Genomic DNA, 23,535 nt, shown 5'->3' with positions numbered 1-23,535 from the left:
GAGGGGTCCTGATGACCGCACCCACACCGCCCGTCCTGCCCGACGCCCGACTCGCCGCCGGTGCCGCCCGCCTGGCCGCCCGGCATACCGGCCGCTTCTCCACCGAGACCGTCCAGGCACTGATCGCCGACTCCTACACCCGGCTCGCCACCACCGCGCGCGTCTCCACGCACCTGGTCGTACTGGCCGAGCGCTGGACGGCCGAGCGTCTCGACGCCCTGGAGCACCTCCGCAAGAGGCCGGGCGGCAGGCTGCCACGGGTGCTGTTCGTGTGCAGCCACAACGCCGGACGCTCCCAGCTCGCCGCCGCCCTGCTCACCCACCGCGCCGCGGACCTGGTGCAGGTCTCCTCCGCGGGCACCGCACCGGCCGCCACCGTCGAGCCCTTCGTGTCGCAGGTGCTGACCGAGGCCGGAGTCGACCCCAGCGGCGCGTTCCCCAAGCCGCTGACCGACGAGGTCGTCCGGGCCGCCGACATCGTCGTCACCATGGGCTGCGGCGACGCCTGCCCCGTGGTGCCCGGGCCCCGCTACTTGGATTGGCCCGTCCCCAATCCCAGGAACGCCCCGATCGCCGTCGTCCGACAGATCCGCGACGAGATCGACGCCCACATCACCGACCTGCTCAACTCCCTGCCCACCACCTGAACTCCCAGGCCCGGCACCCATCCGGGCCCCGCTCCACACCGCGAAGGAAGAACCGATGGCCCCCACCCCGCTCGCCTCCGTGCTGTTCGTCTGCGTCCACAACGCCGGACGCTCCCAGATGGCCGCCGGATTCCTCACCCACCTCGCAGGCGACCGGATCGAGGTCCGCTCCGCGGGATCCCTCCCCGGCGACCAGGTCAACCCCGCCGCCGTCGACGCCATGAAGGAAGTCGGCATCGACATCTCCACCGCCCGCCCCAAGGTGCTCACCACCGAAGCGGTCCAGGCATCCGACTACGTCATCACCATGGGCTGCGGCGACGCCTGCCCGATCTTCCCCGGCAAGACCTACCTCGACTGGGCCCTGGACGACCCCGCGGGCAAGGGAGTCGAGGCCGTACGCCCGATCCGCGACGAGATCAAGCACCGCATCGAAGCGTTGATCGCCGAGATCGATGACCAGGCGAAGCCGCAGTAACGCGGTAACGCAGCAACGCGGTAACGCAGCAACGCGGCTCCGGCCCGCCCCCTGGCCCCCGTGGAAATGCGGTGCACCCCGCACGGTACGCGGGTCTCAAGTGCGCGATGTCTCGGGCAGCCAGCCGTTGAGCCGGCGGTCGGCCCAGTGGGTGATGCCGATGGCGATGAGGGCGACGGTGACCACGACCAGGAGAACGGCGAGCACGGTGGTGCTGTCGAAGCTGCCGCCGGCCTCGGTGAGGATCTGGCCGAGGCCGACGACGGCGATGAACATCTCACCGTTGATCATTCCGGCGACGGCCCGGCCGACGCCGAGCCGGATGCCGGCCATCGCCATCGGAAGCGCCGCGGGTAGCACGACTCTGAAGAGGAGTTGCCGCTCGCCGGCGCCGTACACCCGTCCCATCTCAAGGAGTTGGGCGGGGACGTCACGCACGGCAGAGGCGGTGGTGATGACGATAACGAACAGTGAGTACATCACCACCACGGCCACGATGGAGGTGCGGCCAGGACCGAAGAGGGAGAAGAAGACCGGGGCGAAGACAAGGGAGGGCGCGGTGAGTAGCGCGTACATGTAGATGCCGAGTGCGGCCTCCGCTGGGCGGTAGCGGCCCATGAGGGTGCCCAGGGTGAGGCCGAGGGTCAGCGAAATGGCAAGGCCCAGTACGAGGTTGATCACGCTGGAGAGCAGGCTGGGCAGGATCTTCCCGTCGGCGGTCAGTTCGGCGAGCCGGGTGAGCACTTCGGTGAGCGGTGGAAGGAAAGCGGCGTCGGCGGTGCGGGAGACGCCCTCCCACAGCACTCCTCCGGCGAGGAGTCCGCTCAGCGGGGGCAGAAGGGTCAGCGGACCGCGGCGGGGGGTCATCGGTGGGCCCCGACGCGGTCGGGGTGCATGGTGCGCAGGCGCTCCCACAGGTGAGTGGTGAGGGTGGTGAACTCCTCGGTACGGCCCAGGCCGTGGAGGTCGAAGGAGCGTGGCCGGGGAATGTCCACGGGGACGGTCTCGGCGATGCGGCCGGGCCGCGGGCTCATCAGCACGACGCGGTCGCCGAGCAGGACTGCTTCCTCGATGCTGTGGGTGATGAAGACGACGGTGAGGCGCCGACGCTCCCAGATGGTGAGGAGTTCCTCCTGCAGGATGCGGCGGGTCTGTTCGTCCAGGGCGCCGAAGGGCTCGTCCATGAGCAGGACGCGGGGCTGGACGGCCAGGGCGCGGGCGAGGCCGACGCGTTGCTGCATGCCGCCGGAGAGTTCGCCCGGCAGCCGGTCCTCGAAGCCGTCGAGTCCGACGAGTCCGATCAGTTCGCGAGCGGTCGCGTGGCGTCGGCCCCGCGGCTCCCCGCGCAGTTCGAGGCCGAAGGCCACGTTGTCCAGGGCGGTGGCCCACGGCAGCAGGGCGAAGTTCTGGAAGACCATGGCCCGCTCGGGCCCCGGCGCGCGGACGGGTTCGCCGTCCACCAGGATGCCGCCCTCGTCCCAGCCGGTCAGGCCGGCGATCGCGCGTAACAGGGTCGTCTTGCCGCAGCCGCTGGGCCCGAGCACGGTGACGAACTCGTTGTCGGCGATGGTGAGGTCGACCTCGCTCAGTGCGTGGACCGTCCCGCCCCTGCGGTCGGGGAACCGCTTGGTGAGGTTCTTGATCTCGATCATGCGGTGCTCCTCGGAGAGTTGTGGGACGGCGCCCAGGGGGCTGCCCTTCGTTCGACCCAGCCGGCCGCGGAGATCAGCAGGACGGCTTCGGACAGGACGATGACGACCACCGCGTAGAGCGCGGGCGCGTCGAAGCGGCTGCGGTAGGTGAGGATCAGGCCGCCGTAGCCGACGGACACCATGAGGAGTTCCACGACGACCATTCCCGTGACAGCGCGTCCCAGGGCGAGCCGGACGCCGGTCATGATGGCGGGCAGGGCGCCGGGGATGAGGACGCGGCGCCAGATCTGGGCCTCGCTCGCGCCGAAGGTGCGGCTCATCTCGATCAGTGAGGGGTCGATCTGGCGGATGCCGGCGCGGGCGTTGGTGAGGGCCATGACCACGGAGAACAGCGCCACCAGGATGACGCGGGAGGTCAGGCCGAACCCCACGGACATCACAAGGAGCGGAATGATCCCGGCCATCGGGGTCACGAGCAGGATGCTGAGGTAGACGTCCGTGAAGCGCTCGATCGTGCCGAAGCGCCCCAACAGGAGCCCGGCGGGAACACCCAGGGCGACAGCGGTGAGGAAGCCGAGGACGAGGGCCTGATTGCTGAGCCAGACGGCCCGCCACAGCTCGCCCTCGCCGAGCAACTCGACCGTGGCCGCGGCGGTTTCGGTGAAGGTGGGCAGCAGGATGCTGTCGTGCGTGCGGGCATAGCCCTCCCACAGCGCGGCGACGACCACAAGCGTGAGCAACTGGTAAGGCAGGTCGGTGCCGAGCAGTCGGCGTATCCGGCCGGGCGGCCGGGAGCGGGGCATGGGACCGGCGGTGGTCATGAGGGGCCGCCTCCCTTGGCCCGGGTGCGGTTCACGAAGCTCAGATCGGCCACGTCGGCGGCGTCCATCGGCTCGATGGCCCCCGTGTCCACGAAGAAGTCGATGGTGTCCTGCACGCCTTCCGGGGTGAGTGCGGCGGCGTTGAACAGCTTCTCGTCGACGTAGCGGGCGGCGGTGTCTTCGAGGACGTCGTTGGAGTACGTGTCGGGCAGGTGCTTGCGGACGAGCCGGACGAGGTGGCCCGGCTCGTGGTTGATCTTCCGCTGTACGTCGACCAGGGCATCGATCAGAGCCTGCGCGGGCTTGGGGTGTTTCTTCAGGTAGTCCGCGTCGGCGTACACGGTCTGCGGGTGCAGACCCGGGAAGACCTGGCGGAAGTCGGCCAGGCGCTTCAGCGACCTGCCCTTGGCGCTCGTGGCCAGGTGGGCGGCGTCGCTCTGCTCCAGGGCGGTGGCGGTGATCTCCCCGGCCAGCAGTGCCTGGGTCCTGGTCTCCGAGTCGCCGATGGTCAGGTACTGCGGGCGGGTGTTCTTGGGGCAGGTCTTCTCGATCCACTGGCGCACCATGGTGGTGGCCATGGCGCCCTCGCTGAAGATGCCGAAGGCCCTGCCGTCGAGGTCGCCGCAGTCGTCGGCGCGGGCATCGCCGTAGACAGCCCACTGATTGCCCACCAGGTCGGCGATGATGCGCACCGGGGCGCCCCGCGCGACAGCCATCAGGGCCGGTCCCGTGGCCTCGGCCGAGAATTGGTAGTCGCCGCGGATGAGGCCCTCGACGGCGAGTTCCGGCTCCGCGGCCTCCTCGATCGTCACGTCGTAGCCGGCGGCGCGGACCTGGTCCACGGCTTCCATCAGCGGCACCGAGGTGATGTCGGGTTCGGTCAACACGAGGGTGAAGGAACGGTCGGAGCCTCCGCCCCCGCTCCCGCATGAGGTGAGCAGGCCCGCCAGCAGCACCGAAGCCAGGGCCGCCGCCACGGAACGGGACCTGCGCACCGCCCCGGTTCGCGGCAGCCGGGCCGTATCGGGGCTTCTGGGGCTCGACGGAAATCGGGGGCTCGACAGAAATGAAGGGGGCAAGGCTGGACACCTCCATGCATACAAGGGTGGGCACAACCGGCGGCCGGACTCTCAACTCGTCACTCGGGTGCGGAAGTTGTGCATTCGTTTGCGCGTTCGTATGTATGCTGGAGTCGCCACGGTGAATCCGTCAACCCCGTACTCGTACGAACGACCCATGCACGCAAGCGAGTTGGCGGCGCATCCCGGCGCTTCGCGGGCGGCGAGGGAACTGTCCGCGAGACCAGAGCACCGCACGAGCAACCCACCCAGGGAGGAGTCCGATGACCGGAACGACCGCCACCCCACCCCCGCCCCGGCGAGGAACGGGCCGCCGCCCGACCATGGCCGACGTGGCGCGCGCGGCAGGAGTGAACCCGTCCACCGTCTCCCGGGCGCTGGACGACCGGCACCCCTTCTCCCGCAGCGACACCGCGGCCCGGATCAAACAGATCGCCGCACAGCTCGGCTACACCCCCAACCCGGCCGCGGCCAACCTGCGCCGGCAGAGCACCCGCACGATCGGCGTCGTCATGTCCAGCATCACCGGCACGGTGATGGCCATGCTGTACGAAGAGATCGCCGAAGCCTGCCGCGACCACGGCCTCGACGCACTCCTCGCCACCACCCGCGACGACCTCGAAGCCGAGACAGCACTCGGCCGGCTGCTGCTCAACCGTCGAGTGGACGGGCTGATCCTCGCCACCGCGAGGCTCGACGCCTCCGATGGCTTCCTGACCGAACTGGCCGCCGACGGCACCCCCTACGTCCTGGCCCTGCGCACCGACGGACACAGCCCCGCGGTCGTGGGCGACGACCGGCTCGGCGGCTACCTGGCGGCCCGTCACCTCCTGGACCTGGGACACCGGAGGATCGGGATGATCGCAGGACCGCCTTATGCCTCCAACGCCCTCGGCCGAGTCGCCGGCCTGCGCGAGGCGCTCACCGAAGCGGGCATCGAGGTGGATGAAAGCCTGGTGCGCTCCTCGGGCTTCTCGATGGAGAGCGGAGAGAGCACCGCGGCCGAACTCCTCGCACTGCCGGACGGTCAACGTCCCACCGCCCTGGTGACGGTGAACGACAACACCGCGGTGGGTGCGCTCGCCGCCGCTCGCCGCCACGGCCTCGCCGTCCCCCGGGACCTGTCCGTCGTCGGCTACAACGACACCCCCCTGGCCGCCCGGCTCCCGATCTCCCTCACCAGCGTGCGCGTACCGCTGGGGGAGATCGGACGGGGCGCGGTCGACATGCTGCTGCGGATCATGCAGGAGCGTCCCGTCCGCTCGCTCGTGCACGCCCCCACCCTCATACCGCGCGAATCCACGGCATCAGCCCCGTGACCCCTCCCGACGCACCGCCTTCCACCACCGCGAGAGGAAGCCCGTGACCGACCACGCCAGCACGCCCACCGCACCCGCACCCCGCCGCGCGGCGGCAGCCCGCCCACAACAGCCGGTGGACGAGAAGATCGACGCCTTCTGTCACATCCTCCCCAGAACCTGCGCCGACCGGCTGTTCGCCCTCGACGACGTGCCCGCCCTGGCCAACCTCCGCCGCCGGGTGATGGACATACCCGCCCTCGTCGACCTCGACGTGCGCTTCCGCCAGATGGACGAGTTCCCCGGCTACCGCCAGCTGATCAACCTGGCCGCGCCGCCCGCCGAGGATTTCGGTACGCCGCGCTCCGCCGCCCACTACGTCCGCATGGCCAACGACGCCCTGGCGGATCTGACCGCCAGGCACCCGGACCGGTTCGCGGGCTTCTGCGCCGCGGTCGCCCTCACCGACGTGGACGCCGCCGTTGCCGAACTCGACCGAGCGGTAGGTGAGTTGGGTGCCGTCGGTGTCCAGATCTACACCCATGTGCGGGGCCACTCCCTGGACGAGCACCGCTTCGCACCGTTCTGGGCGCGCGCCGCCGAACTGGACGTTCTCGTGCAAGTCCACCCCTGCCGCAACGCCACCTGGCCCGACTATCCCGCCGAGCAACGCTCCCGCTACGAGATCTGGTGGACCCTCGGTTGGGAGTACGACCTGTCCGCCTTCATGGCACGCGTCGTCTTCGGCGGCATCCTGGAACGCCACCCCTCACTGAAGCTGCTCATCCACCACGGCGGCAGCATGATCCCCCACTTCTCCGGGCGGATCGGCCCCGGCTGGGACCAACTCGGCTCCCGCACCCCGCCCGACCAGCAGGCCGACATCGAAGGACCACCGCTGTCCAAGCGGCCACTCGACTACTTCCGGATGTTCTACGCCGACACCGCCCTCTTCGGCGCCCCGCACGCCCTGCGCTGCGCCCTCGAGTTCTTCGGCCCCGAGCGAGTCCTCTTCGCCTCCGACAGCCCCTACGACCCCGAAAAGGGACCGGGGTACGTCCGCTCCTCCATCGCGGACGTGAACCGCATGGACCTCGCCCCGCACGAACGCACCGCGATCTTCGCAGGCAACCTACGACGGCTCACCGCAGGCCGACTGCTCGACTGAGTCCCCAATGTGTCGGAGTGTCGGTAGAACTCGATGCGATCGCGGCGGCCGGACTGGACTGCCTCGTACGGCGGTCATCCCTGGAGGTACCCCTCCAGCAGGTCCGCCAGTTCCTTCGGCCTGCTGAGCGCTACGCAGTGACCGCCGCCGATCTCGTCGGGCACGAGGCCCAGGCGCGCTCGCGTCAGACCGCGGAAGAACTCGGGCGGGAAGAAGCGGTCGTCCTTGCACACGATGAACTTTGTGGGCGTGTCCGGCCAGGCCGCCAGCGGCCAGGGCTCGCTGCCCGCCCGGGAGGACTCCTGCCGCTCCCTGCGCATGGACTCCTCGGCCAGCTTGCGCGGAACATCGTGGTAGAAGCTCTCGAAGGGGTCCTCGATGGCGGAAAGACCTGCGGAGTCCCTGGCCTGGATGCAGCCGGTCGTCTCCCACCAGTCGTCCGGCCGCTCGCCCGGGGCCGGGATCATCCCGGCCAGCAGAACCAGTACGTCGACCGGGAGCCGGTCGGCCACCAGCGGCGCGGTGAACGCGCCGTAGGAATGGCCGACGACCACGAGATTCCGCCGCTCGCCGACGGCCCCGACAACGGCGTCGGCGTAGTCGCCGAGTCCCGCGGAGGGTCGGTCCGACGGCAGGTCCGGGGCAACGGTCTCATGCCCCCGCGTGCGCAGCTCGGCCTCGAGGAGATGCCAGGCCCAGCCGCTGTCGCCGCCGCCGTGGATGAGTACGAAGGTTGCCATTCCCCCTGTATACCGGTGGAGCAGGCCCGTCCGGGCGAACCGCGCGCACCCGGCCTGCGGCGAGGGCCGGGGTCAGTCGGTGATGTACCAGTTGTTCTTGAGGTACTCCAAGGTGTAGTTGCCGAGGTCGCTCTCGGTGAAGGTCGCGGAGGACCTGACCGCTGCGACCGGCATCTCGATCTTGTCGGGTGTGCGCACGGCGACGCGCTGTGGGTCGACCGTCGCGGTCTTGAGGGCGTTCTTCTGCGTGGGCGAGATCATCTTGAACACGGTGGCGTACGTCGATGTGCACGGGCCGACGCCCTCGTCCTGTGCCTTCTTCGCGGCGGGCGCGGCCACTTCGCAGACCGTGTCGATGTCCTCGCGGCCCAGGGCGTGGAGGTACTGCTCGTAGCGCTGGATCGCACCCTGCTTCGTCCTGGGCGCGGGCTGGTCGCCGGTCGGCTTGGCCGAGGGCTTCTTGGTTCGAGCGGACGCCGACGGCGTGGCCGACGGTTCTTCGGTCCGCGTGGACGTGGACGGCTGCGAAGACTTCGACGGCTTCGCGTCCGCGTCGTCCTTCGCTTTGTCGGGACCACACCCGCACGCCACCAGCGCCACACAGGCGGATACCGCCACGCCCACCATCGTCCGTGCTCTCATTCGCTTCCCTCACTACCAGCCGACAACGCCTCAAGAGGGTACGCAGAATCCAGGCGAACGGTTCCCGAGCCGGTCCAGGCGAGCTCCAAGTGGTCCGGGTGTCCCATGCGGACCACCCAGTGCGACAGTCGGCGCGCCACTGCTTCGCGAGAAGCTCGGCGGTTTTCACTGGACGGCAAAAAGAAAAGGCAAGGAGCACTCTCTCTCCTCGCCACTCTCAACTTATAGCGCACCAGGGGGCTTGCCACAAGGCCCGGGGTACGGCGCAGAATCGTCGGCCGAGGCCGCCACCTGTGGAAATGGGTGCCTGCCGCCCGACTGGGCGGAGCGGCCAGCCGTACGGTCTCCCTACCTCGGAGGTATCGCAGTGACCGAGCAGTACGTGTTGGATCTTCAAGAGGTGGACGAGACGCAGCTCGCAGTCGTCGGCGGTAAGGGCGCGCACCTCGGCGGGCTGTCGCGGATCGAAGGCGTCCGCGTGCCGTGTGGATTTTGCGTGACGACGGACGCCTTCCGGCGGGTGATGGTGGAAGCGCCGTCGGTCGACGATCTGCTCGATCGGCTGTCGCGCGTGAACCCGGACGACCGGGAGGCGGTCCGCTCGCTCAGCGCGCAGGTCCGCCGGACCATCGAAGAGGTCGCCATCCCGGGCGACATCGCGGCGGCGATCACCCGCGCGCTCGCCCAGCACGGCGAGCAAACCGCGTACGCCGTCCGATCCAGCGCGACGGCAGAGGACCTGCCGACAGCCTCCTTCGCCGGCCAGCAGGACACCTACCTGAACGTCGTGGGGCCGACAGCGATCCTCCAGCACGTCAGCCGGTGCTGGGCATCGCTGTTCACCGAGCGGGCCGTGACCTACCGCCGGCGGCACGGCATCGACCACCGTACGGTCCACATGGCCGTGGTCGTGCAGCGGATGGCCTTCCCGCAAGCATCCGGCATCCTCTTCACCGCCGACCCTGTCACGGGCAACCGGAAGGTCGCCACCGTGGACGCCGGCTTCGGCCTCGGTGAGGCCCTGGTCTCCGGCCTGGTGAACCCGGACGTCTTCAAGGTGTGCGACGGGGAAGTCGTTTCCAAAGCGATCGCCGCCAAGCAGCGAGCCGTTCACGCCCTGCGGGCCGGTGGTACGGAGGAGGTGGCGATCGACCCGCAGCGGCAGGAGCAGCCGGCGCTGACGGATGCGCAGGTCGTACGGCTCGTACAGCTCGGGCGGCGCATCGAAGCGCACTTCGGCCGCCCGCAGGACATCGAGTGGTGCCTGGTCGACGACGGCTTCCAGATCGTGCAGAGCCGGCCGATCACGACGCTGTTCCCCATCCCCGAGGCCGACGACCAGGAGAATCACGTATACGTGTCCGTCGGTCATCAGCAGATGATGACCGACCCCATGAAGCCCCTGGGGCTCTCCATGTGGCAGCTGACGGCCATGGTTGCGATGCAGGAGGCCGGCGGGAGGCTGTTCGTCGACGTCGCCCGGCGCCTTGCCGCGCCGGAGGGCCGCGCCGGTCTCCTGGACCTGATGGGGAGAGGCGATCCGCTGACCAGGGACGCGCTGGAGACCGTACTCGACCGCGACGACTTCGTCCCGGCGCTCCCGGACGCGGGTCGTCCCGGCGGGCCGCGAGCCGGCGATGCGTCCGCCCCCCTTGAGGCCGACCCGGCCATCGTCACCGAGCTGATCGAGCGAAGCCAGGTGTCCATCGCCGCGCTGGAGCGCGACATCCGGACGAAGACCGGACCGGCGCTGTTCGATTTCCTCCTGGAGGCCTTCGAGGAGCACAAGCGGGTGCTCGGCGATCCGCTGAGCATGCAGGCGATCATGGCGGGGATGGAGGCCACGTGGTGGCTCAACGACAAGTTGCAGGAGTGGCTGGGCGAGAAGAACGCCGCTGACACGCTGACGCTGTCCGCCCCCGACAACGTCACGTCGGAGATGGGACTGGCGCTGCTCGACGTCGCGGACGTGATCCGCCCCCATCCGGAGGTGGTGGCGTTCCTGCGGGGCGTCGAGGACGAGGGTTTCCTGGACGAGTTGGCGAAGCTCGAGGGCGGGACCGCAGCGCGCGACGCCATCGAGGCCTACCTGGACCGGTACGGTATGCGCTGCGTCGGCGAGATCGACATCACGAGGCCGCGTTGGCGCGAGCGCCCCACCACGCTCGTGCCCGTGATCCTCGACAACGTCAGGATCTTCGAACCGGGCGCCGCCGAGCGGCGCTTCGAGGAAGGCCGGCAGAAGGCGCACAAGAAGGAACACGACGTGCTGTCACGCTTGCGGGCCCTGCCGGACGGGGACCAGAAGGCCGACGCGGCCAAGCGGATGATCGACCAGGTCAGGACCTTCATCGGATACCGGGAGTACCCGAAGTACGGCATCATCAGCCGCTACTTCGTCTACAAGCAGGCCCTGCTGGCAGAGGGCGAGCGCCTCGTGCGAGCCGACGTGCTTCCTGACAAGGAGGACATCTTCTACCTCACGTTCCAGGAACTCCACGAGGTCGCGCGCTCGAACCAGGCGGACGACCAGCTCATCCAGCAGCGCAAGGAAGCGTTCCGGTCGTACGACGCGCTCACGCCGCCCCGGGTCCTCACATCGGATGGCGAGGCCTTCAACGGGGCGTACCGGCGCGACGACGCTCCGGCCGACGCCCTGATCGGCCTCCCGGTGTCCGCCGGGACCATCGAGGGACGGGCCCGCGTCATCCTTGACATGGCGGAGGCCGATCTCGAAGCGGGCGACATCCTGGTCACGACCTTCACCGACCCCAGCTGGTCGCCACTGTTCGTCGGAATCGCGGGCCTGGTGACGGAGGTTGGCGGCCTGATGACCCATGGCGCGGTGATCGCCCGGGAGTACGGCTTGCCGGCCGTCGTCGGCGTGGAGAAGGCCACGCGGCTGATCCGGGACGGGCAGCGGATCCGTGTGCACGGGACCGATGGGTACGTCGAGGTCCTTCCCTGAGGAAGCCCTACCGGCAACATGCGGATCCACACCGGGAAATGAGAACCCATCTTCAAACCGGCGGGGCGAAGCCGTGGTGGTCGCCGCACTACCGTGCGCCTGTGCCAGAAACCAGGGTTCGGGACATGGCCGAGGCCATCATTGGATCCCTAGCGGCGGTTTTCGGGGCCCTCATCGGAGCCTGGGCGGCGCTGAAAGCGCGCACGCCTTCTGAAGCGAAGGTCGAAGTTGTCGACGTCGCGCTGGTGCCTGGAGGGTGCAGGTATGTGAGGGACCGGGCCAGTGGTCCCGCGTGCCTCACTGATATCTGGGGGTTCGTGAGGCACGTACGGCACGGTGGCGTGCAAACGTTTCAGTCGAAAAGTTTGGATCGTCAGTACGCAGGGTTTCGATCGAAACCCTTGTCCACTCGCATGGCCTGCACGGGGTTGTCGTAGCGGGCGGCGATGGCAGGGTTGGCCTTCCAGATGCGCTCCCATCGCTGGTCACGCAGCACCGTCCAGTACGGGACCCCGGCGCCAACTTGTCCGCGCTGTCTCCCAGTCCGGCAGGTCGCACGCACCAGCGCCCCGGCCCGCGGGCCGGGGCGCCGTCTCGACTAGTTGGTGTGGTGCCCCCCGGACTTCATCCAGGCGGCGGTGACGGTGGTGTCGCCGGCCTGGGGCTCGCTGTTGACCCAGCTCCAGGCGAAGGTGCCGAGTGCGAGGGCGGCGAATGCGAGGGCTGTGCGGCGGATGGTGCGGGTCATGAGTTCCCTCCCCGTGTTGTGATCATCGGACGGGTGGATCCTGCACGTCACAGGGCCGGGCAGCCCAACCGGCGCGCCGCGTTCACGCTTCTTTATCAGCCAGAGACCCGCGAGGGTGGAGGCCCGTTCAGGGGCGAACGAACCTCCACCCAGCCGCCGGGCCAGCGGGTGTGTTCACCCTAGGAGGGCGTCGGGCTGCACCCCACGATCCGGGGACGTGCCTAGTGTGGCTTAACCAGCCAAAGGGTCCGGAATGCGAATCTGATCCGGTGATGTCGGGTCGTGCCAGGAGATGGTGTTCTCGCCGGTGAGGCGGCGGGCCATCAGGTCGGTCATGGCCAGGTGGATCATGGCTTCGGAACGGTGAGGGTGAGTTTCGCAATCACGCGCCAGGCGGCGGTGGAGCATCAGCCAGCCGTAGGTCCGCTCGACCGTCCAGCGTTTCGGTATCGGGGTGAAGCCCCTGGTCCCGGGGGTGCGTTGGACGATTTCGAGGTCGATGCCGAGGGTAGCGGCGTGATCGATGAAGTGCTTGCGGTAGCCGCCGTCGACCCAGACCTTGCGCAGACTGGGGTGGTCGGCGGCGGCCTGCCGTGGAGTCCTGCACGCCGGCCGCGGTGACAAGTACCGCCGGCAGCAGGCCGAGGGTGTCGGTGATGATGCTGCGTTTGCGGCCCACGATCTTCTTGCCCGCGTCGATGCCCTGCGTTCTGGCGGGGACGGAGGTGGAGGTCTTGACGCTCTGCGCGTCGATCACGCAGGCCGAGGGGTGGCGGTGCTTGCCTTCCTTTCCTGCTGGCGCACCAGCTCTCGCAGCAGCCCGTTGAGCTGGGCGAAGATGCCGTAGACCGTCTGATGCGGCGGGAAGTCGTGCGGGAGGTAGGCCCACTGGCAGCCGGTGCGGTCCACATACAGGATGGCGTTCATGATCTCGCGCAGGTCGTGCCGGGGCGGCCGTCCGAAGTCCAGCACCAGACCATCAGTGGAAGCAAAACTAGAGATAACACCGCACCACAGAGAAAAGCGACCTCTGAGCGACAAAGACCCCCTGTTATGGTGCGCCGATGTCGTCGATCAAGAAGTTCCAAGTCACCTTTGACTGTGCGGAACCGGAGCGTGTCGCTCGCTTTTGGTGTGAGGTGTTGGGGTACGTCGTATCGCCGCCACCGGGAGGGTTCGCCACTTGGGACGATTTCGACCGCTCCCGGCCTCCTGAGGATCAGGGTTCATGGTTCGCCTGCGGCGATCCCTCAGGTGTGGGCCCGCGCTTGTTCTTTCAGCGCGTGCCCGAAGGCAAGGTCGTCAAGAATCGGGTGCATCTTGACGTGAGGGTCGGCACCGGGCTCGTGGGCGAAGAGCGCCTCGCCACGCTCGAAGCCGAGTGCACGAGACTGGTCGCGCTCGGCGCGGTACGGGTGCGGCTTCTGTATGACGGCAACGATTCGTGCATCGTGATGCAGGACATCGAGGGCAACGAATTCTGCGTCGACTGAGCGTCCTCCCATTCGGTGAGGAGCTTGTTGACCTCGGTGGCGTTCCTACTGGATCCAGTGGCATATGAAGCCACGGAGGCTTGCGGGTATTGCGGACAATAACTGTCCGCAATACCCGCAAAGCATGGGCGAGCCAGATGTTCCGAGTGGGTCGGGTCCTGCCCGTTTCGCCTTGCGGACAGAAGCTGGCCGCAAGGTGGGGCACTCTCCAGTTGCCGGCAACCCCTACTACGTCACCCTCGCCCAGGGCGGCGGCCCCGACTTCTCCCTCTTCGCCCAGGACCAGATCGGCGACCAGCAGCCCGGCGACGTGTACGCCAAGGGCGCCACGGACGTACTCGCCGCCTGGCAGACCGAGGGCGCCCTGCAGCGCCAGATGCCGCTGCCCGGCGGTGGGATGGGCCCGCGCATCGCGGACCTGCACCTCCTGGAGGCCGTCCTGCACGGCTGGGACCTGGCCACGGCCACCGGCCAGGACCGTACCGGCGACCCGGACGCCGTGAAGGCCGCCATGGCCGGCTGGTACGGCAACTTCCCCGACGAAGCCCGCGTCCGGACCGGCATGTTCGGCCCCTCCAAGCCCGCCCCCGACGACGCCCCCGAACTCGACCGCCTCGCCGCCTACTTCGGCCGCGCCATCTGATGGGTGTTGCCGTCCCGGCCGCCTCCGCCGACTCGACGAGGTACGGCCCCGAACGCAGCCGAGACCGGACAGAACGTGAGTTCTGTCCGGTCTCCGGAACCGCATCACCCCGGGCGGCGGCGCATTCGCCAGGCGTGGAGATCCGGCCGGATGTTCCCGGCCCTCGTGCATCAGGCGGCGTCGATCGCCTGGGTGATCTTGCGGGCCATCTCGGCGAGGGCGGGGCTGGGCTGGGCGTTGCGGGTCTGGGCGGCGGCTTTGACGGCGACGGTGACGGTGCTGCGGAAGTTGTCGGCCTCGGCGAGGTCCTGCTTCTTGAGCAACTCCATGGCGGCCGTCAGGGCGGGAAGAACCTCGTCGGCGATCTCCGCCGTGGACTTGCCGTTGAGCTTCATGCCCTTGGGCTTTTCGGCGAGTACGTGGCCGACCTGGCCGGTCGCGGAGTACAGGGCGAAGCTGCCGTTGGTGGCGGCCCGGTGGGGCGAGTGGGCGACGGCGGCGTAGGCCATCAGGTAGACGGCGCCGTGGGCGGCGGTCTGAAGGGTGAGCTTGTCCTGGTCGTTAAGGGTGATGCCCATGATGTCTGCTCCTCGAGAAGCTGTGCGTGATGGATAAGCCCTGCCGAGCCGTTCCCGGCCCGGCCGAACTTGGTACGCCTCCAAGGTCGCCCCCACCCCTGACACCGACCTGTCACGCCCCCGCCACGCTCCGACCCCGGACCGCCACGGCACCGTCACGAGCCCGGGGAAGCCGGTAAAGACGCAGGCACGTACATCTGCAACGCTGTCGTCTGGTGGGGGAGGAGGAATGAGCGACATGACCCTGGTGAAAGACATCGATGCCCGCGGCATGCAGCACTGTGAGACGACAGCGCTGGGCGTGCTGCTGCGGCATGAGGGGCTCGACCTGTCCGAGCCCATGCTGTTCGGGCTTGGCTCCGGGCTGTCCTTCATCTACTGGGACAGCAAAGCCATGGGCTTCCCCTTCCTGGGAGGCCGGGTCAAGCCGTTCGAACTCACCAAGAACCTGACCGCCGCGCTCGGCCTTGAGTTGCTGGTCGGGGAGACCACCTCTCCGCGCAAGGCATGGCAGAACGTGGCGGCACCCATCGACGCCGGCAGGCCCGTCGGCCTTCAGCTCGACAGCTACCACCTGGACTACTTCAGCACCAAGGTGCACTTCGGCGGGCACGTCGTGGCCATGTACGGCTACGACGCACAGGACGCCTACCTGGTGGACACCGACCCGCAGGGCGGAGCCGTCACCACCGGCCTCGCCAGTCTGGCCAAGGCCAGGGCCGAGCGCGGCCCCATGGCCGCCAAGCACCGCTCCTTCACCATCACGGCACCCAGCGGCCCGACGTCACCGCAGGACCGGATCATCCCCGCGATCAAGACCTGCGCCCATGCCTTCCTGAACCCGCCCATCGCGAACCTGGGCCACCGGGGCATCGAGAAGACGGCCAAGCAAGTGCCGAAGTGGCTGGAGCGCAGCGACAATCAGCGTGAGGACCTGCCACGGGCCGCCGTCCTCATGGAGCGAGCCGGCACGGGCGGAGCCCTGTTCCGCAACCTCTACCGGGACTTCCTCGCCGAGTGCGCCCAACTGATCGACAGCAGTCACCTGCGCACCGGCCACAGCCTGTACGCCGAGGCCGCCACCCTCTGGACACAGGTGGCCGCACTCGTCGCGACAGCAGGAGAATCCGGCGACGCGAAGCACCTCACGCAGGCCGGCTCCATCCTCCACGACCTCTCACGCATCGAACGCGATGCGATGCAGGCACTCAGCCTGCTCTAGGCAGTGAGGGAGAACGTGGTCAGGCTGCCGCGGGAGTTCACGTAGCCGAAGTGGCCCGTGGCGAGACCTCTGTACGCGCGGCCACCTGGGTCGCCGCGCGGGCATACCCCCGCACCGGCGGTCGCGTGTCGTCCGCGCGCCAGGCCAGGGCCAGACAGGACGGGGAGACGCCGGTGACCGGGCGGGTGACGACGTCGCCTCGGGTGAGGAGTGGGGCGTTGCCCGCGGCGAGCAGGCAGACGCCGCGGCCGTCGACCAGTGCTTCGTACGTTTCGTCGGGGCTGTGTATGACGGCCCCGATCCGTACGGGGCGGCCCGCGCGGGCCTCCGGGGCGAGCCAGTAGTCGCGCAGCGGGCCCGCGGACTCCGGGAGCGCCAGGAACGGCTCGTCGAGGAGGTCGTCCAGCGCCACGGTGTCGCGCCCGGCGAGCCGGTGGTCCGCGGGGAGCGCGACATGCCGGGGCTCCTCGGCCACCACGACGTGGCCGTAGCGGTGTGGCTCGGGCAGCGGCAGCCATACGTACGCCACGTCGCTGCCGCCGTCGGCGAGGCCCGCCGTGGCGTCCTCCCAGCCGACTTGACGGAGGATCAGCTCGGCGTCCGGGAAGGCGGCGGTGAAGCGCGACCTGACGGCGGGCAGCAGGCCGCCGCGCCCCGGGCTGGTGCTCATGCCCACGACGAGCCGGGCGCCCTCCGCCGCCTTCGCCTCCTCCAGCGCTGCCTGGCCCTCCTCCCAGGCCTCCAGGACGCGCCGGGCGTGCGGCACCAGCGCCTCTCCGGCGCGCGTGAGGCGTACCGAACGCCGGTCCCGTACGAACAGCGGCGCGCCCAGCGCCTTCTCCAGGAGCCGGATCTGCTTGCTCAGCGCGGGTTGTGAGACGAACAGCCGCTCCGCGGCGCGCGTGAAGTGCAACTCCTCGGCCACCGTGAGGAAGTAGCGCAGATCCCTGCTGTGGACGTCCATAACCCATGGCTATCACGGGAGGTCTTGGACGGGGGAGTAGTCGCAGCGGCAGAGTTCCCTTCACCGCGAGGGCGAAAGGTCGTCGAGGTCAAGTCGACGTGATGCAGAGGGAGGTGCCATGAACAAGGTGTGGCTGATCACCGGGGCGAACAGTGGTTTCGGGCGGGCGTTCACCGAGGCCGCGGTCGCGGCGGGAGACGTCGTGGTGGCCACCGCGCGGCGGCCCGAGGCGCTCGCGGATCTGGTCGCCGCGCACCCGGACCGGGTGGAGGCGGTCGCGCTCGACGTCACCGACCTGCCTGCCGGCCGGGCCGTCGTCGAGGACGTGGTCGCCCGGCACGGGCGGATCGACGTCCTGGTCAACAACGCGGGCCGCACCCACGTCGGCGCCACCGAGGAGACCACCGACGCCGAACTGCGCGACCTGTTCGACGTGCATTTCTTCGGCCCGGCGGAGCTGGTCCGGGCCGTGCTCCCGCACATGCGGGCCCGCCGTTCGGGGGCGATCGTGCAGCTGAGCAGCGTGGGCGGGCAGCTGTCGTTCGCGGGGTTCTCCGCGTACAGCGCCACCAAGTTCGCCTTGGAGGGCCTGTCGGAGGCGCTGGCGGACGAGGTGCGTCCGTTGGGCATCAAGGTGCTGGTCGTGGAGCCGGGCGCGTTCCGCACCGGACTGTTCGGCAACGCGAGTTCCAGCGGGCGCATCGAGAACGAGGCGTACGACGCCACGGTCGGCGCCACCCGCCGCATGGTCGAGAGCGGCGACGGCGAGCAGCCGGGCGACCCCGCGAAGGCCGCCGCCGCGGTGATCGCCGCCCTGGAGGCCGACAACACTCCGCTGCGGCTGCCGCTCGGCGACGACTCCGTGGACGCGCTGGTCGCCCACCTCGACGCGGTGCGTACGGAGATCGCGACTTGGGAGAAGACGGCGCGGGCGACGGCGTTCGACGAGGCTGCGGACGCGCACGCCTCTGAGTGACGCGCAACTCTGAGTGGGGCGGCGACCCGGAGTGAGTAGGGCGGCGCCCCGGAGTTCACGGGTCGGGCCGAGTCGCCCCCGCTCCATGGCGGGGTCCACTCCGCGGCCGCAGGCTTACGCGCCGCCTGCCTCCGGCCCCGCCACCGTCAGCGCGCCGCGGTGATCCTGATCTCGGCCACCGCGCCGTCGCCCCGTAGAGTCAGCGCCCCCGGGCCCTCGTGACGTACACAGTCGAGGCGGCCGAGCGCGGTCTCCCGTCCGTCCGGTCCACCGACGGTTATCCCTTCGGTGGCGGCCATGATGAGCAGGGTCTCGTCCGCGACGTACGTCATCTCCGTCTCCCGTGCGGCGGCGAGGGCGATGATCTGCACGTGTGCCGTCGCCCGGCCCCGGCGGGTCATCACATTCATGTCGCGTACCGCGCCCGCCTTCAGCCGACAGTCCGTCACCGCGTCGCCGGAGAAGGCGAACGGGCTCAACGGCTCGACCAGTTGTTGGGTCCCGTCCACGGTCAGCACCATGCCTTCGCCCTCGACCAGGGTGATCACGCGGTCGATTCCGGGGAAGGGAGAGAAGGGGCCTCCCGCGTCCACGTCCGCGATGCTCACCCGCCAATCGAAGCCGTCCGCGGGCTCCGCCGAGGCCGGGGGCGCTTGCAGGGTGCCCGACGCGACCTCCCGGGTCGTACCGCCGCCGTTCTTCCACGGCATGGTGCGGTATTCGCTCCAGCGCAGAACATCTCCGCCCATCCGACGCCGCCTCCTTGTTCCGTCTTCCGGCCGGCCACAGCCTACGTGCCGACCAGGAGGGGAGAGGCGGGTGCCTCATCCGACGGGAGGAGTCCCACTCCGGATACGACGCCCCGCTCTGTAGGGTGCGACGTCATGACTCGTGACATGTCTCCGGCAGCGGACACAGGCCTGGCGCGTCGCCCTGGAGGGTGCTTGGTCTTCGGTGTCGCGGTGGCCGCTGCTGTTCTGGTCACCGTGTGGTGGGGGATCGTCGGGCTGAGCACCGAGAACTTCGGGAGTGACTGTCTCTCCTCTTTCGGTGAGACCGGGCGGCGGGCTGATCACTGTTACCGGGTGAACGACCGGGCCGAGACATGGCTTCCCCGGCTCGTGTCCGCTTCCTGGATCAGTGCGGCTCTGATGCTTGTCCTGCCCCGTCGGCTTCATCAGGGGCGGCGCACGGCCGTCGGCATCGCCGTCGCCTGCCTCGTCGTCGCCGTAGTGCTCGGATCCCAAGCCGTAATTGCCTCTGCGCCGTGAGCCGGGCCCACGGGCCGATGACGCTTCAGCTCTGACTCCGATGATCGACTCCGACTCCGACTCCGATCATCGACCGCGGCGAAACCCTGTCCGACAGAGGGCTCGCGGGCCACGTATTGACCCACTACTACGTGGTACTGTGTAGTGGTACTCGGTGCTACGCAGTACTGGGAGATCGAAGAGGGCCCGCGATGGACGATCTGACGGAGATGCTGAAAGGCACGCTTGAAGGCTGCGTGCTTCAAATCATCAGCAGCGAGGAGACCTACGGGTACGCCATCACGCGTCGGTTGAACGAACTCGGCTTCACCGACGTCGTCGAGGGGACGACGTACACCATCCTGCTGCGACTCGAGCGGAACGGGCTCGTCCAGGTGACGAAACGGCCGTCCGGAATGGGGCCACCGCGCAAGTTCTTTGCGCTCAACGACGCGGGGCGTAAGGAACTCGCGACGTTCTGGGCGAAATGGGAGTACGTCTCATCACGCATCGACAAGCTCAAGGAGGGTGGGCGATGAACTTCTGGGCGACCATGACGGGCAGCGACATCACCAGGGAATGGAAGGCGTTCGAAGCCCGGGCCGAGCAATTGCCGGCCGACTACCGGGCGGCATGGCAGCAGATCAAGGTTCACCTCTCCCCGTACTCGGACTTCACGGGTCGCAATCTGACGCCGATTCTTGATGGCGCCCTGGGGCTGCTCGAAGAGACAGCGGCGGACGGGCAGAGCATTCACGAGGTGCTCGGCGACGACATCAAGGGCTTCTGTGTGGCGCTGACCGGCGGACAAGAGGCCCGGACCCATCGCGACCGGTGGCGCGAGCAGTTGAACAGGAACGTCGCCAAGAAACTGGGCCAGCTAGGAGGCTGACATGGGCATCCAAGACATCATCGAGGGCAAGAAGCAGTGGCGGGCGCACATGGCGCGGGTCCACGCGCTGCCGGCTGACTACCAGATCGTCTACAAGGAGATTCAGAGGTACTTCTTCAAGGTCGGACCGGTCGACTTGCCTGACGGGCCCCTGCTTCCAGGGATCGTCGATTTCTTCGAGGAGGGAGTGGCGGCCGGCAAGGGAGTCCTTGAACTCATCGGCAACGACGTCGCTGCCTTCTGCGACGACCTGGTCAAGGACTCGCGCACCAACGCGGACATCTATCAGGAGTCCATCAGCGGGGAGCCCGGCACGGCCGAGAAGTGACACCTCCAACGGGGCCGGCAAGACCACACTCGTGAAGATCCTGTCCACCCTGCTCAGGGCCGACGCCGGGGCTGTCAGCGTCAACGGCCTCGATGCCGCCACGCAGGCCGCGGACGTACGGGAATCCATCAGCCTCACCGGGCAGTTCACTACCGTCGACGGCATCCTCACCGGGCGGGAGAACCTCGTACTGGTCGCCAAGCTGCGGCACCTCAAGGACCCGGGACGGATCGCGGACGACATGCTCTAACGTTTCTCGCTGACCGAAGCGGGTCGCGGCGGGCAGCGCAGCGACGTATTCGGGCGGCATGCGCCGCCGCCTCGACATCGCGATGAGCATCATCGCGAGCCCGCCGGTCATCTTCCTCGACGAGCCGACGGCCGGGCTCGATCCCCAGGGGCGTGTCGAGGTGTGGAGGGCGGTCGAGGGGCGCGGGTGCCTTCGCCTACCCGCTCATCTTCCTGCCGTTCCTCAGCTCGGCGATCGTGCCAACCGAGACCATGCCCGCCCCGGTGGCGGCCTTCGCCAATCACCAGCCGGCGACGCCCATCGTCAATACGATCCGCGACCTGTTCGCCCAACAGCCGGTCGGCACCGGTCGGCACCGACGTCTGGACCGCCGTCGCCTGGTGCGTCGGTGTCCTCGTCGTGGCGTACGCCCTTGCCAATGGCCTCCTACCGCCGCAAGATCGCCTGAGAAGGCCCTGTGCGAGGATCGCGGCGTGAACGATCTACGCTTCCGTCTGGCCGACGACGCCGACCTTGCCGCCGTCGTGCGTCTGCGCGACGACGCTGCCCGCTGGATGCTTGCCCAGGGCATCACTGGTCAGTGGCAGCCTGGTGAACTGGGCGAGGGCCACTTCCGCCGGATCATGAAGAACGGGGAGGTGTGGCTCGCCGAGGCTGCCGATCGTGTCGTCGGGGCCTGGGAGTTGTGGTGGGAGGACGAGGACGCCTGGGGCCCTCAGCCGCCGACCGCCGGCTACGTGCACCGCCTGATGGTGGACCACACCAGGGTCCCGGCCGGGACGGGACGGCAGCTTCTGCGAGTCGCGGAGCGCCGCGTGGCTGAGGCGGGTCGGACGTTGGTACGTCTGGACTGCTTGGCCGGCAACGCACGCCTGACCACGTATTACCTCAACGCCGGCTATCAGGTTGCCGGACACAAGGAGGGCAAGCCGCAGCCGGGCGGCACGGTCAAGTCGTTCACGCTCCTCGAGAAGTCCGTACGGGACGGCGGGGAATAGGAAGCGCCCGCGTTCGTCGTCGGTCGGGGGCGGCAGGATGCCCCCAACCCCACCGCACACATGAGCCCCGCCGCCATCCGGCCGCGGGGCTCGCTGCGTGTGCGGGTGCCGCGTCGCAGGCCTTCGTGGGCCGGTGCGCAATCGGCGAGCCGAACGAACCGAGTCCGAGCGTTGATTTCCCGCTCCTCAGCATTCGCACGACACTGCCTGATTCTCGTGACGCTGCTTCATGTGCGCGTTCCATAAGCGCCGGTGATGGAATCGAAAACCGGGTGTGCAGGATCGAATGAGCCGCTTCGGAGTTACGGTTTTTGTATCGCATCGCGGTACCTCGCGCGCTGCCGTGCAGAGCATCCCCGAACACCGACCGTGAATTTCGTGCGCCCTGATCGGAGTGCGGGGGAGGGTGCCATGACGCCCGAAGGCGCCCGACGGAGCAGGGAATTGAGACCGCCACCCCTGCTGCGCAATCCGAAGCCGAACAGGAGCACTCCGTCATGATTCCGCTGTCCTTCGCGCAGCGTCGCCTGTGGTTCATCGACCGGTTCCAGGGGCCGTCGGCGACGTACAACCTGCCCTTCCTCATCCGGCTCACCGGGGGCCTGGACGTGGCGGGGCTCACCGAGGCGGTCCGTGATGTCGTGACACGCCATGAGAGCCTGCGCACGCTCATCGTGGAGGACGCCGCCGGTGCGCCCGCTCAACGTGTGCTGTCGGCGGAGGAGTTATGCCTCGGTGTTCCGTTGGCCGAGGTGGCCGAGGAGACGGTCGCCTGCGACGGAGAGTCCGCGGTGCCCCTCGCCCGCGACCTGGCGACCGCGTACACCGCACGGGTACGCGGCGAGGAGCCGGGCTGGGACGAACTGCCGGTCCAGTACGTCGACTACACGCTCCGGCAACGCGAGCTGCTGGGTGGCGAGAGTGACCCCGAGAGTGTGCTCTCTGCCCAGATCGGCTACTGGCGCGAGGAGTTGACCGGGGTGCCGCAGCCGATGCGGCTGCCCGCCGACCGGCCGCGCCCGCCTGCGGCCAGCCACCGGGGCGACGGCGTCAGCCTCAGTGTGGACGAGGAACTGCCCGGCAGCGTCACCGCGCACTTGGGGCCGCTCTCCACGCCGACCGCCAAGTTCGACCTGGAATTCAACTTCTTCAACGACCCGGACGAACCGGGTCTGTTGATCTACCTCGAGTACGCAACCGACCTGTTCGACAGGTCCACCGCCGAAGCCGTGACCGCCCGCTTCGAGCGCCTGATCCGGCAGCTGACGAGCGACCCGGCCCGCCCGGTCGCCCTGGCGGACGTTCTGGAGGACGACGAGCGCGAGCGGGTCCTGCGCACGTTCAACGACACCGCGGCGCCGACGCCAGAGCTGACCGTCGCAGGGCTCGTCGAGCGGCAGGTGGCGGCCACCCCGGACGCGACCGCCCTGGTCTGCGACGACCTGGAACTGACCTACGCCGAGCTCGACGCGCGGGCCGAGCGGCTCGCCCGCGAGCTGACCGGCCGGGGCGTGGGCCCCGAGACCGTCGTCGCCCTGGCCCTGCCGCACTCCGCCGACCTGGTCGTCGGCATGCTCGGCATCCTCAAGTCCGGCGCCGCCTACCTGCCGATCGACCCCAAGTACCCGAGCACGCGCCTGGACCACATCCTCTCCGACGCCCGCCCGCGCCTAATACTGACCGCCACCGACACGGTCGGC

At 69.0% G+C, this 23,535-nt stretch carries 25 protein-coding genes and 2 pseudogenes; 16 read left to right on the top strand and 11 right to left on the bottom strand.

The window, feature by feature from the left end; all coding sequences use genetic code 11:
* Positions 1-11 precede the first annotated feature (11 nt).
* Both IEY91_RS16635 and IEY91_RS16630 read left to right on the top strand, forming a co-directional pair.
* Positions 12-647 carry an arsenate reductase ArsC gene (locus IEY91_RS16635; protein ID WP_189174557.1) on the top strand — a complete coding sequence of 212 codons (636 nt, stop codon included), beginning with the start codon at positions 12-14 and terminating at the stop codon, positions 645-647.
* A 55-nt stretch (positions 648-702) separates the two neighbouring features.
* Positions 703-1,125 carry an arsenate reductase ArsC gene (locus tag IEY91_RS16630; RefSeq protein WP_189174556.1) on the top strand — a complete coding sequence of 141 codons (423 nt, stop codon included), beginning with the start codon at positions 703-705 and terminating at the stop codon, positions 1,123-1,125.
* A gap of 96 nt (positions 1,126-1,221) precedes the next feature.
* On the opposite strand, the gene IEY91_RS16625 is transcribed toward IEY91_RS16630, so the two are convergent.
* From IEY91_RS16625 to IEY91_RS16610, 4 genes are read right to left on the bottom strand one after another with little or no spacing between them, the layout of a single operon-like run.
* Positions 1,222-1,992: an ABC transporter permease gene (locus IEY91_RS16625; RefSeq protein ID WP_189174555.1), complete on the bottom strand. Its 771-nt coding sequence runs from the start codon at positions 1,990-1,992 to the stop codon at positions 1,222-1,224.
* Positions 1,989-2,777: an ABC transporter ATP-binding protein gene (locus IEY91_RS16620; protein ID WP_189174554.1), complete on the bottom strand. Its 789-nt coding sequence runs from the start codon at positions 2,775-2,777 to the stop codon at positions 1,989-1,991. The genes IEY91_RS16625 and IEY91_RS16620 overlap by 4 nt, the downstream gene beginning before the upstream one ends.
* Entirely contained in the window at positions 2,774-3,598 is an 825-nt protein-coding gene (locus tag IEY91_RS16615; protein ID WP_229697013.1) for an ABC transporter permease, read from the bottom strand. The genes IEY91_RS16620 and IEY91_RS16615 overlap by 4 nt, the downstream gene beginning before the upstream one ends.
* Positions 3,595-4,575, bottom strand: a complete 981-nt coding sequence (locus IEY91_RS16610; RefSeq protein WP_189174553.1) for an ABC transporter substrate-binding protein — start codon at positions 4,573-4,575, stop codon at positions 3,595-3,597. Before IEY91_RS16610 ends, IEY91_RS16615 begins: the two co-directional genes overlap by 4 nt.
* 365 nt (positions 4,576-4,940) lie before the next feature.
* On the opposite strand from IEY91_RS16610, the gene IEY91_RS16605 reads away from it, so the two are divergent.
* Complete coding sequence (locus IEY91_RS16605; RefSeq protein ID WP_189174552.1) at positions 4,941-5,996, top strand: LacI family DNA-binding transcriptional regulator; 1,056 nt, start codon at positions 4,941-4,943, stop codon at positions 5,994-5,996.
* A 43-nt stretch (positions 5,997-6,039) separates the two neighbouring features.
* On the top strand, positions 6,040-7,143 hold the full coding sequence (locus IEY91_RS16600; RefSeq protein ID WP_229697012.1) for an amidohydrolase family protein: 1,104 nt from the start codon (positions 6,040-6,042) through the stop codon (positions 7,141-7,143).
* A 74-nt stretch (positions 7,144-7,217) separates the two neighbouring features.
* Here IEY91_RS16600 and IEY91_RS16595 read toward each other — a convergent pair whose 3' ends face one another.
* Positions 7,218-7,883, bottom strand: a complete 666-nt coding sequence (locus tag IEY91_RS16595) for an alpha/beta hydrolase (RefSeq protein WP_189174551.1) — start codon at positions 7,881-7,883, stop codon at positions 7,218-7,220.
* Positions 7,884-7,955: 72 nt separating this feature from the next.
* Entirely contained in the window at positions 7,956-8,501 is a 546-nt protein-coding gene (locus tag IEY91_RS16590) for a hypothetical protein (RefSeq protein WP_189174550.1), read from the bottom strand.
* Positions 8,502-8,892: 391 nt separating this feature from the next.
* Here IEY91_RS16590 and rph point away from each other — a divergent pair, with 391 nt between their 5' ends.
* Positions 8,893-11,493, top strand: a complete 2,601-nt coding sequence (gene rph / locus IEY91_RS16585) for a rifamycin-inactivating phosphotransferase (protein WP_189174549.1) — start codon at positions 8,893-8,895, stop codon at positions 11,491-11,493.
* Positions 11,494-12,091: 598 nt separating this feature from the next.
* On the opposite strand, the gene IEY91_RS16580 is transcribed toward rph, so the two are convergent.
* Both IEY91_RS16580 and IEY91_RS16575 read right to left on the bottom strand, forming a co-directional pair.
* Positions 12,092-12,241 carry a hypothetical protein gene (locus IEY91_RS16580; protein WP_164327853.1) on the bottom strand — a complete coding sequence of 50 codons (150 nt, stop codon included), beginning with the start codon at positions 12,239-12,241 and terminating at the stop codon, positions 12,092-12,094.
* A gap of 231 nt (positions 12,242-12,472) precedes the next feature.
* Positions 12,473-13,219: pseudogene (locus tag IEY91_RS16575) on the bottom strand (IS5 family transposase); the annotation flags it as partial.
* An 86-nt stretch (positions 13,220-13,305) separates the two neighbouring features.
* Between IEY91_RS16575 and IEY91_RS16570 the strand changes: the two are divergent.
* Together IEY91_RS16570 and IEY91_RS16565 are read left to right on the top strand one after the other, a co-directional pair.
* Positions 13,306-13,734, top strand: coding sequence for a VOC family protein (locus tag IEY91_RS16570; protein WP_189174548.1), 429 nt, complete (start codon positions 13,306-13,308; stop codon positions 13,732-13,734).
* A 196-nt stretch (positions 13,735-13,930) separates the two neighbouring features.
* A complete protein-coding gene (locus IEY91_RS16565; RefSeq protein WP_189174547.1) occupies positions 13,931-14,377 on the top strand; it encodes a TIGR03086 family metal-binding protein in 447 nt (148 codons plus the stop codon).
* 170 nt (positions 14,378-14,547) lie between these two features.
* Here IEY91_RS16565 and IEY91_RS16560 read toward each other — a convergent pair whose 3' ends face one another.
* Entirely contained in the window at positions 14,548-14,955 is a 408-nt protein-coding gene (locus IEY91_RS16560; RefSeq protein WP_189174546.1) for a hypothetical protein, read from the bottom strand.
* A gap of 238 nt (positions 14,956-15,193) precedes the next feature.
* On the opposite strand from IEY91_RS16560, the gene IEY91_RS16555 reads away from it, so the two are divergent.
* A complete protein-coding gene (locus IEY91_RS16555) occupies positions 15,194-16,177 on the top strand; it encodes a BtrH N-terminal domain-containing protein (protein ID WP_189174545.1) in 984 nt (327 codons plus the stop codon).
* Between the two features lie 37 nt (positions 16,178-16,214).
* Here IEY91_RS16555 and IEY91_RS16550 read toward each other — a convergent pair whose 3' ends face one another.
* Positions 16,215-17,141, bottom strand: coding sequence for a LysR family transcriptional regulator (locus IEY91_RS16550; RefSeq protein WP_189174544.1), 927 nt, complete (start codon positions 17,139-17,141; stop codon positions 16,215-16,217).
* 118 nt (positions 17,142-17,259) lie between these two features.
* Here IEY91_RS16550 and IEY91_RS16545 point away from each other — a divergent pair, with 118 nt between their 5' ends.
* Positions 17,260-18,117: an oxidoreductase gene (locus IEY91_RS16545; RefSeq protein ID WP_189174543.1), complete on the top strand. Its 858-nt coding sequence runs from the start codon at positions 17,260-17,262 to the stop codon at positions 18,115-18,117.
* Positions 18,118-18,263: 146 nt separating this feature from the next.
* Here the strand turns inward: IEY91_RS16545 and IEY91_RS16540 are convergent, their stop codons facing one another.
* Positions 18,264-18,866, bottom strand: coding sequence for a HutD/Ves family protein (locus IEY91_RS16540; protein WP_189174542.1), 603 nt, complete (start codon positions 18,864-18,866; stop codon positions 18,264-18,266).
* 713 nt (positions 18,867-19,579) lie between these two features.
* On the opposite strand from IEY91_RS16540, the gene IEY91_RS16535 reads away from it, so the two are divergent.
* The 7 genes and pseudogenes from IEY91_RS16535 to IEY91_RS42640 form a co-directional block, all read left to right on the top strand.
* On the top strand, positions 19,580-19,906 hold the full coding sequence (locus tag IEY91_RS16535) for a PadR family transcriptional regulator (RefSeq protein WP_164327861.1): 327 nt from the start codon (positions 19,580-19,582) through the stop codon (positions 19,904-19,906).
* Positions 19,903-20,259 (top strand): DUF1048 domain-containing protein, encoded by a 357-nt coding sequence (locus tag IEY91_RS16530; protein ID WP_189174541.1) that lies wholly within the window; start codon positions 19,903-19,905, stop codon positions 20,257-20,259. The genes IEY91_RS16535 and IEY91_RS16530 overlap by 4 nt, the downstream gene beginning before the upstream one ends.
* Before the next feature lies 1 nt (position 20,260).
* Positions 20,261-20,587: a DUF1048 domain-containing protein gene (locus IEY91_RS16525; protein ID WP_164327863.1), complete on the top strand. Its 327-nt coding sequence runs from the start codon at positions 20,261-20,263 to the stop codon at positions 20,585-20,587.
* A gap of 31 nt (positions 20,588-20,618) precedes the next feature.
* A complete protein-coding gene (locus IEY91_RS42650; protein WP_373287960.1) occupies positions 20,619-20,837 on the top strand; it encodes a P-loop NTPase family protein in 219 nt (72 codons plus the stop codon).
* Between the two features lie 58 nt (positions 20,838-20,895).
* Positions 20,896-21,285 (top strand): hypothetical protein, encoded by a 390-nt coding sequence (locus IEY91_RS42645; protein WP_373287959.1) that lies wholly within the window; start codon positions 20,896-20,898, stop codon positions 21,283-21,285.
* 25 nt (positions 21,286-21,310) lie between these two features.
* Positions 21,311-21,835, top strand: coding sequence for a GNAT family N-acetyltransferase (locus tag IEY91_RS16515; protein ID WP_164327864.1), 525 nt, complete (start codon positions 21,311-21,313; stop codon positions 21,833-21,835).
* A 497-nt stretch (positions 21,836-22,332) separates the two neighbouring features.
* Positions 22,333-23,517, top strand: a pseudogene (locus IEY91_RS42640) (condensation domain-containing protein); the annotation flags it as partial.
* Between the last annotated feature and the right edge of the window lie 18 nt (positions 23,518-23,535).

The organism is Streptomyces lasiicapitis (assembly GCF_014646335.1).
Taxonomy (GTDB): domain Bacteria; phylum Actinomycetota; class Actinomycetes; order Streptomycetales; family Streptomycetaceae; genus Streptomyces; species Streptomyces lasiicapitis.
The sequence above is the reverse complement of the archived record's forward strand: the minus strand, read 5'-3'. Positions and strand labels throughout refer to the sequence as shown.

What these genes read in the sequence shown, in the direction of transcription:
- IEY91_RS16635 (WP_189174557.1), top strand. Translation starts at nt 12, where the DNA reads ATGACCGCACCCACACCGCCCGTCCTGCCCGACGCCCGACTCGCCGCC.
- IEY91_RS16630 (WP_189174556.1), top strand. Translation starts at nt 703, where the DNA reads ATGGCCCCCACCCCGCTCGCCTCCGTGCTGTTCGTCTGCGTCCACAAC.
- IEY91_RS16625 (WP_189174555.1), bottom strand. Translation starts at nt 1,992, where the DNA reads ATGACCCCCCGCCGCGGTCCGCTGACCCTTCTGCCCCCGCTGAGCGGA.
- IEY91_RS16620 (WP_189174554.1), bottom strand. Translation starts at nt 2,777, where the DNA reads ATGATCGAGATCAAGAACCTCACCAAGCGGTTCCCCGACCGCAGGGGC.
- IEY91_RS16615 (WP_229697013.1), bottom strand. Translation starts at nt 3,598, where the DNA reads ATGACCACCGCCGGTCCCATGCCCCGCTCCCGGCCGCCCGGCCGGATA.
- IEY91_RS16605 (WP_189174552.1), top strand. Translation starts at nt 4,941, where the DNA reads ATGACCGGAACGACCGCCACCCCACCCCCGCCCCGGCGAGGAACGGGC.
- IEY91_RS16595 (WP_189174551.1), bottom strand. Translation starts at nt 7,883, where the DNA reads ATGGCAACCTTCGTACTCATCCACGGCGGCGGCGACAGCGGCTGGGCC.
- IEY91_RS16580 (WP_164327853.1), bottom strand. Translation starts at nt 12,241, where the DNA reads ATGACCCGCACCATCCGCCGCACAGCCCTCGCATTCGCCGCCCTCGCA.
- IEY91_RS16570 (WP_189174548.1), top strand. Translation starts at nt 13,306, where the DNA reads ATGTCGTCGATCAAGAAGTTCCAAGTCACCTTTGACTGTGCGGAACCG.
- IEY91_RS16560 (WP_189174546.1), bottom strand. Translation starts at nt 14,955, where the DNA reads ATGGGCATCACCCTTAACGACCAGGACAAGCTCACCCTTCAGACCGCC.
- IEY91_RS16555 (WP_189174545.1), top strand. Translation starts at nt 15,194, where the DNA reads ATGACCCTGGTGAAAGACATCGATGCCCGCGGCATGCAGCACTGTGAG.
- IEY91_RS16550 (WP_189174544.1), bottom strand. Translation starts at nt 17,141, where the DNA reads ATGGACGTCCACAGCAGGGATCTGCGCTACTTCCTCACGGTGGCCGAG.
- IEY91_RS16545 (WP_189174543.1), top strand. Translation starts at nt 17,260, where the DNA reads ATGAACAAGGTGTGGCTGATCACCGGGGCGAACAGTGGTTTCGGGCGG.
- IEY91_RS16540 (WP_189174542.1), bottom strand. Translation starts at nt 18,866, where the DNA reads ATGGGCGGAGATGTTCTGCGCTGGAGCGAATACCGCACCATGCCGTGG.
- IEY91_RS16535 (WP_164327861.1), top strand. Translation starts at nt 19,580, where the DNA reads ATGGACGATCTGACGGAGATGCTGAAAGGCACGCTTGAAGGCTGCGTG.
- IEY91_RS16530 (WP_189174541.1), top strand. Translation starts at nt 19,903, where the DNA reads ATGAACTTCTGGGCGACCATGACGGGCAGCGACATCACCAGGGAATGG.
- IEY91_RS16525 (WP_164327863.1), top strand. Translation starts at nt 20,261, where the DNA reads ATGGGCATCCAAGACATCATCGAGGGCAAGAAGCAGTGGCGGGCGCAC.
- IEY91_RS42645 (WP_373287959.1), top strand. Translation starts at nt 20,896, where the DNA reads ATGCGCCGCCGCCTCGACATCGCGATGAGCATCATCGCGAGCCCGCCG.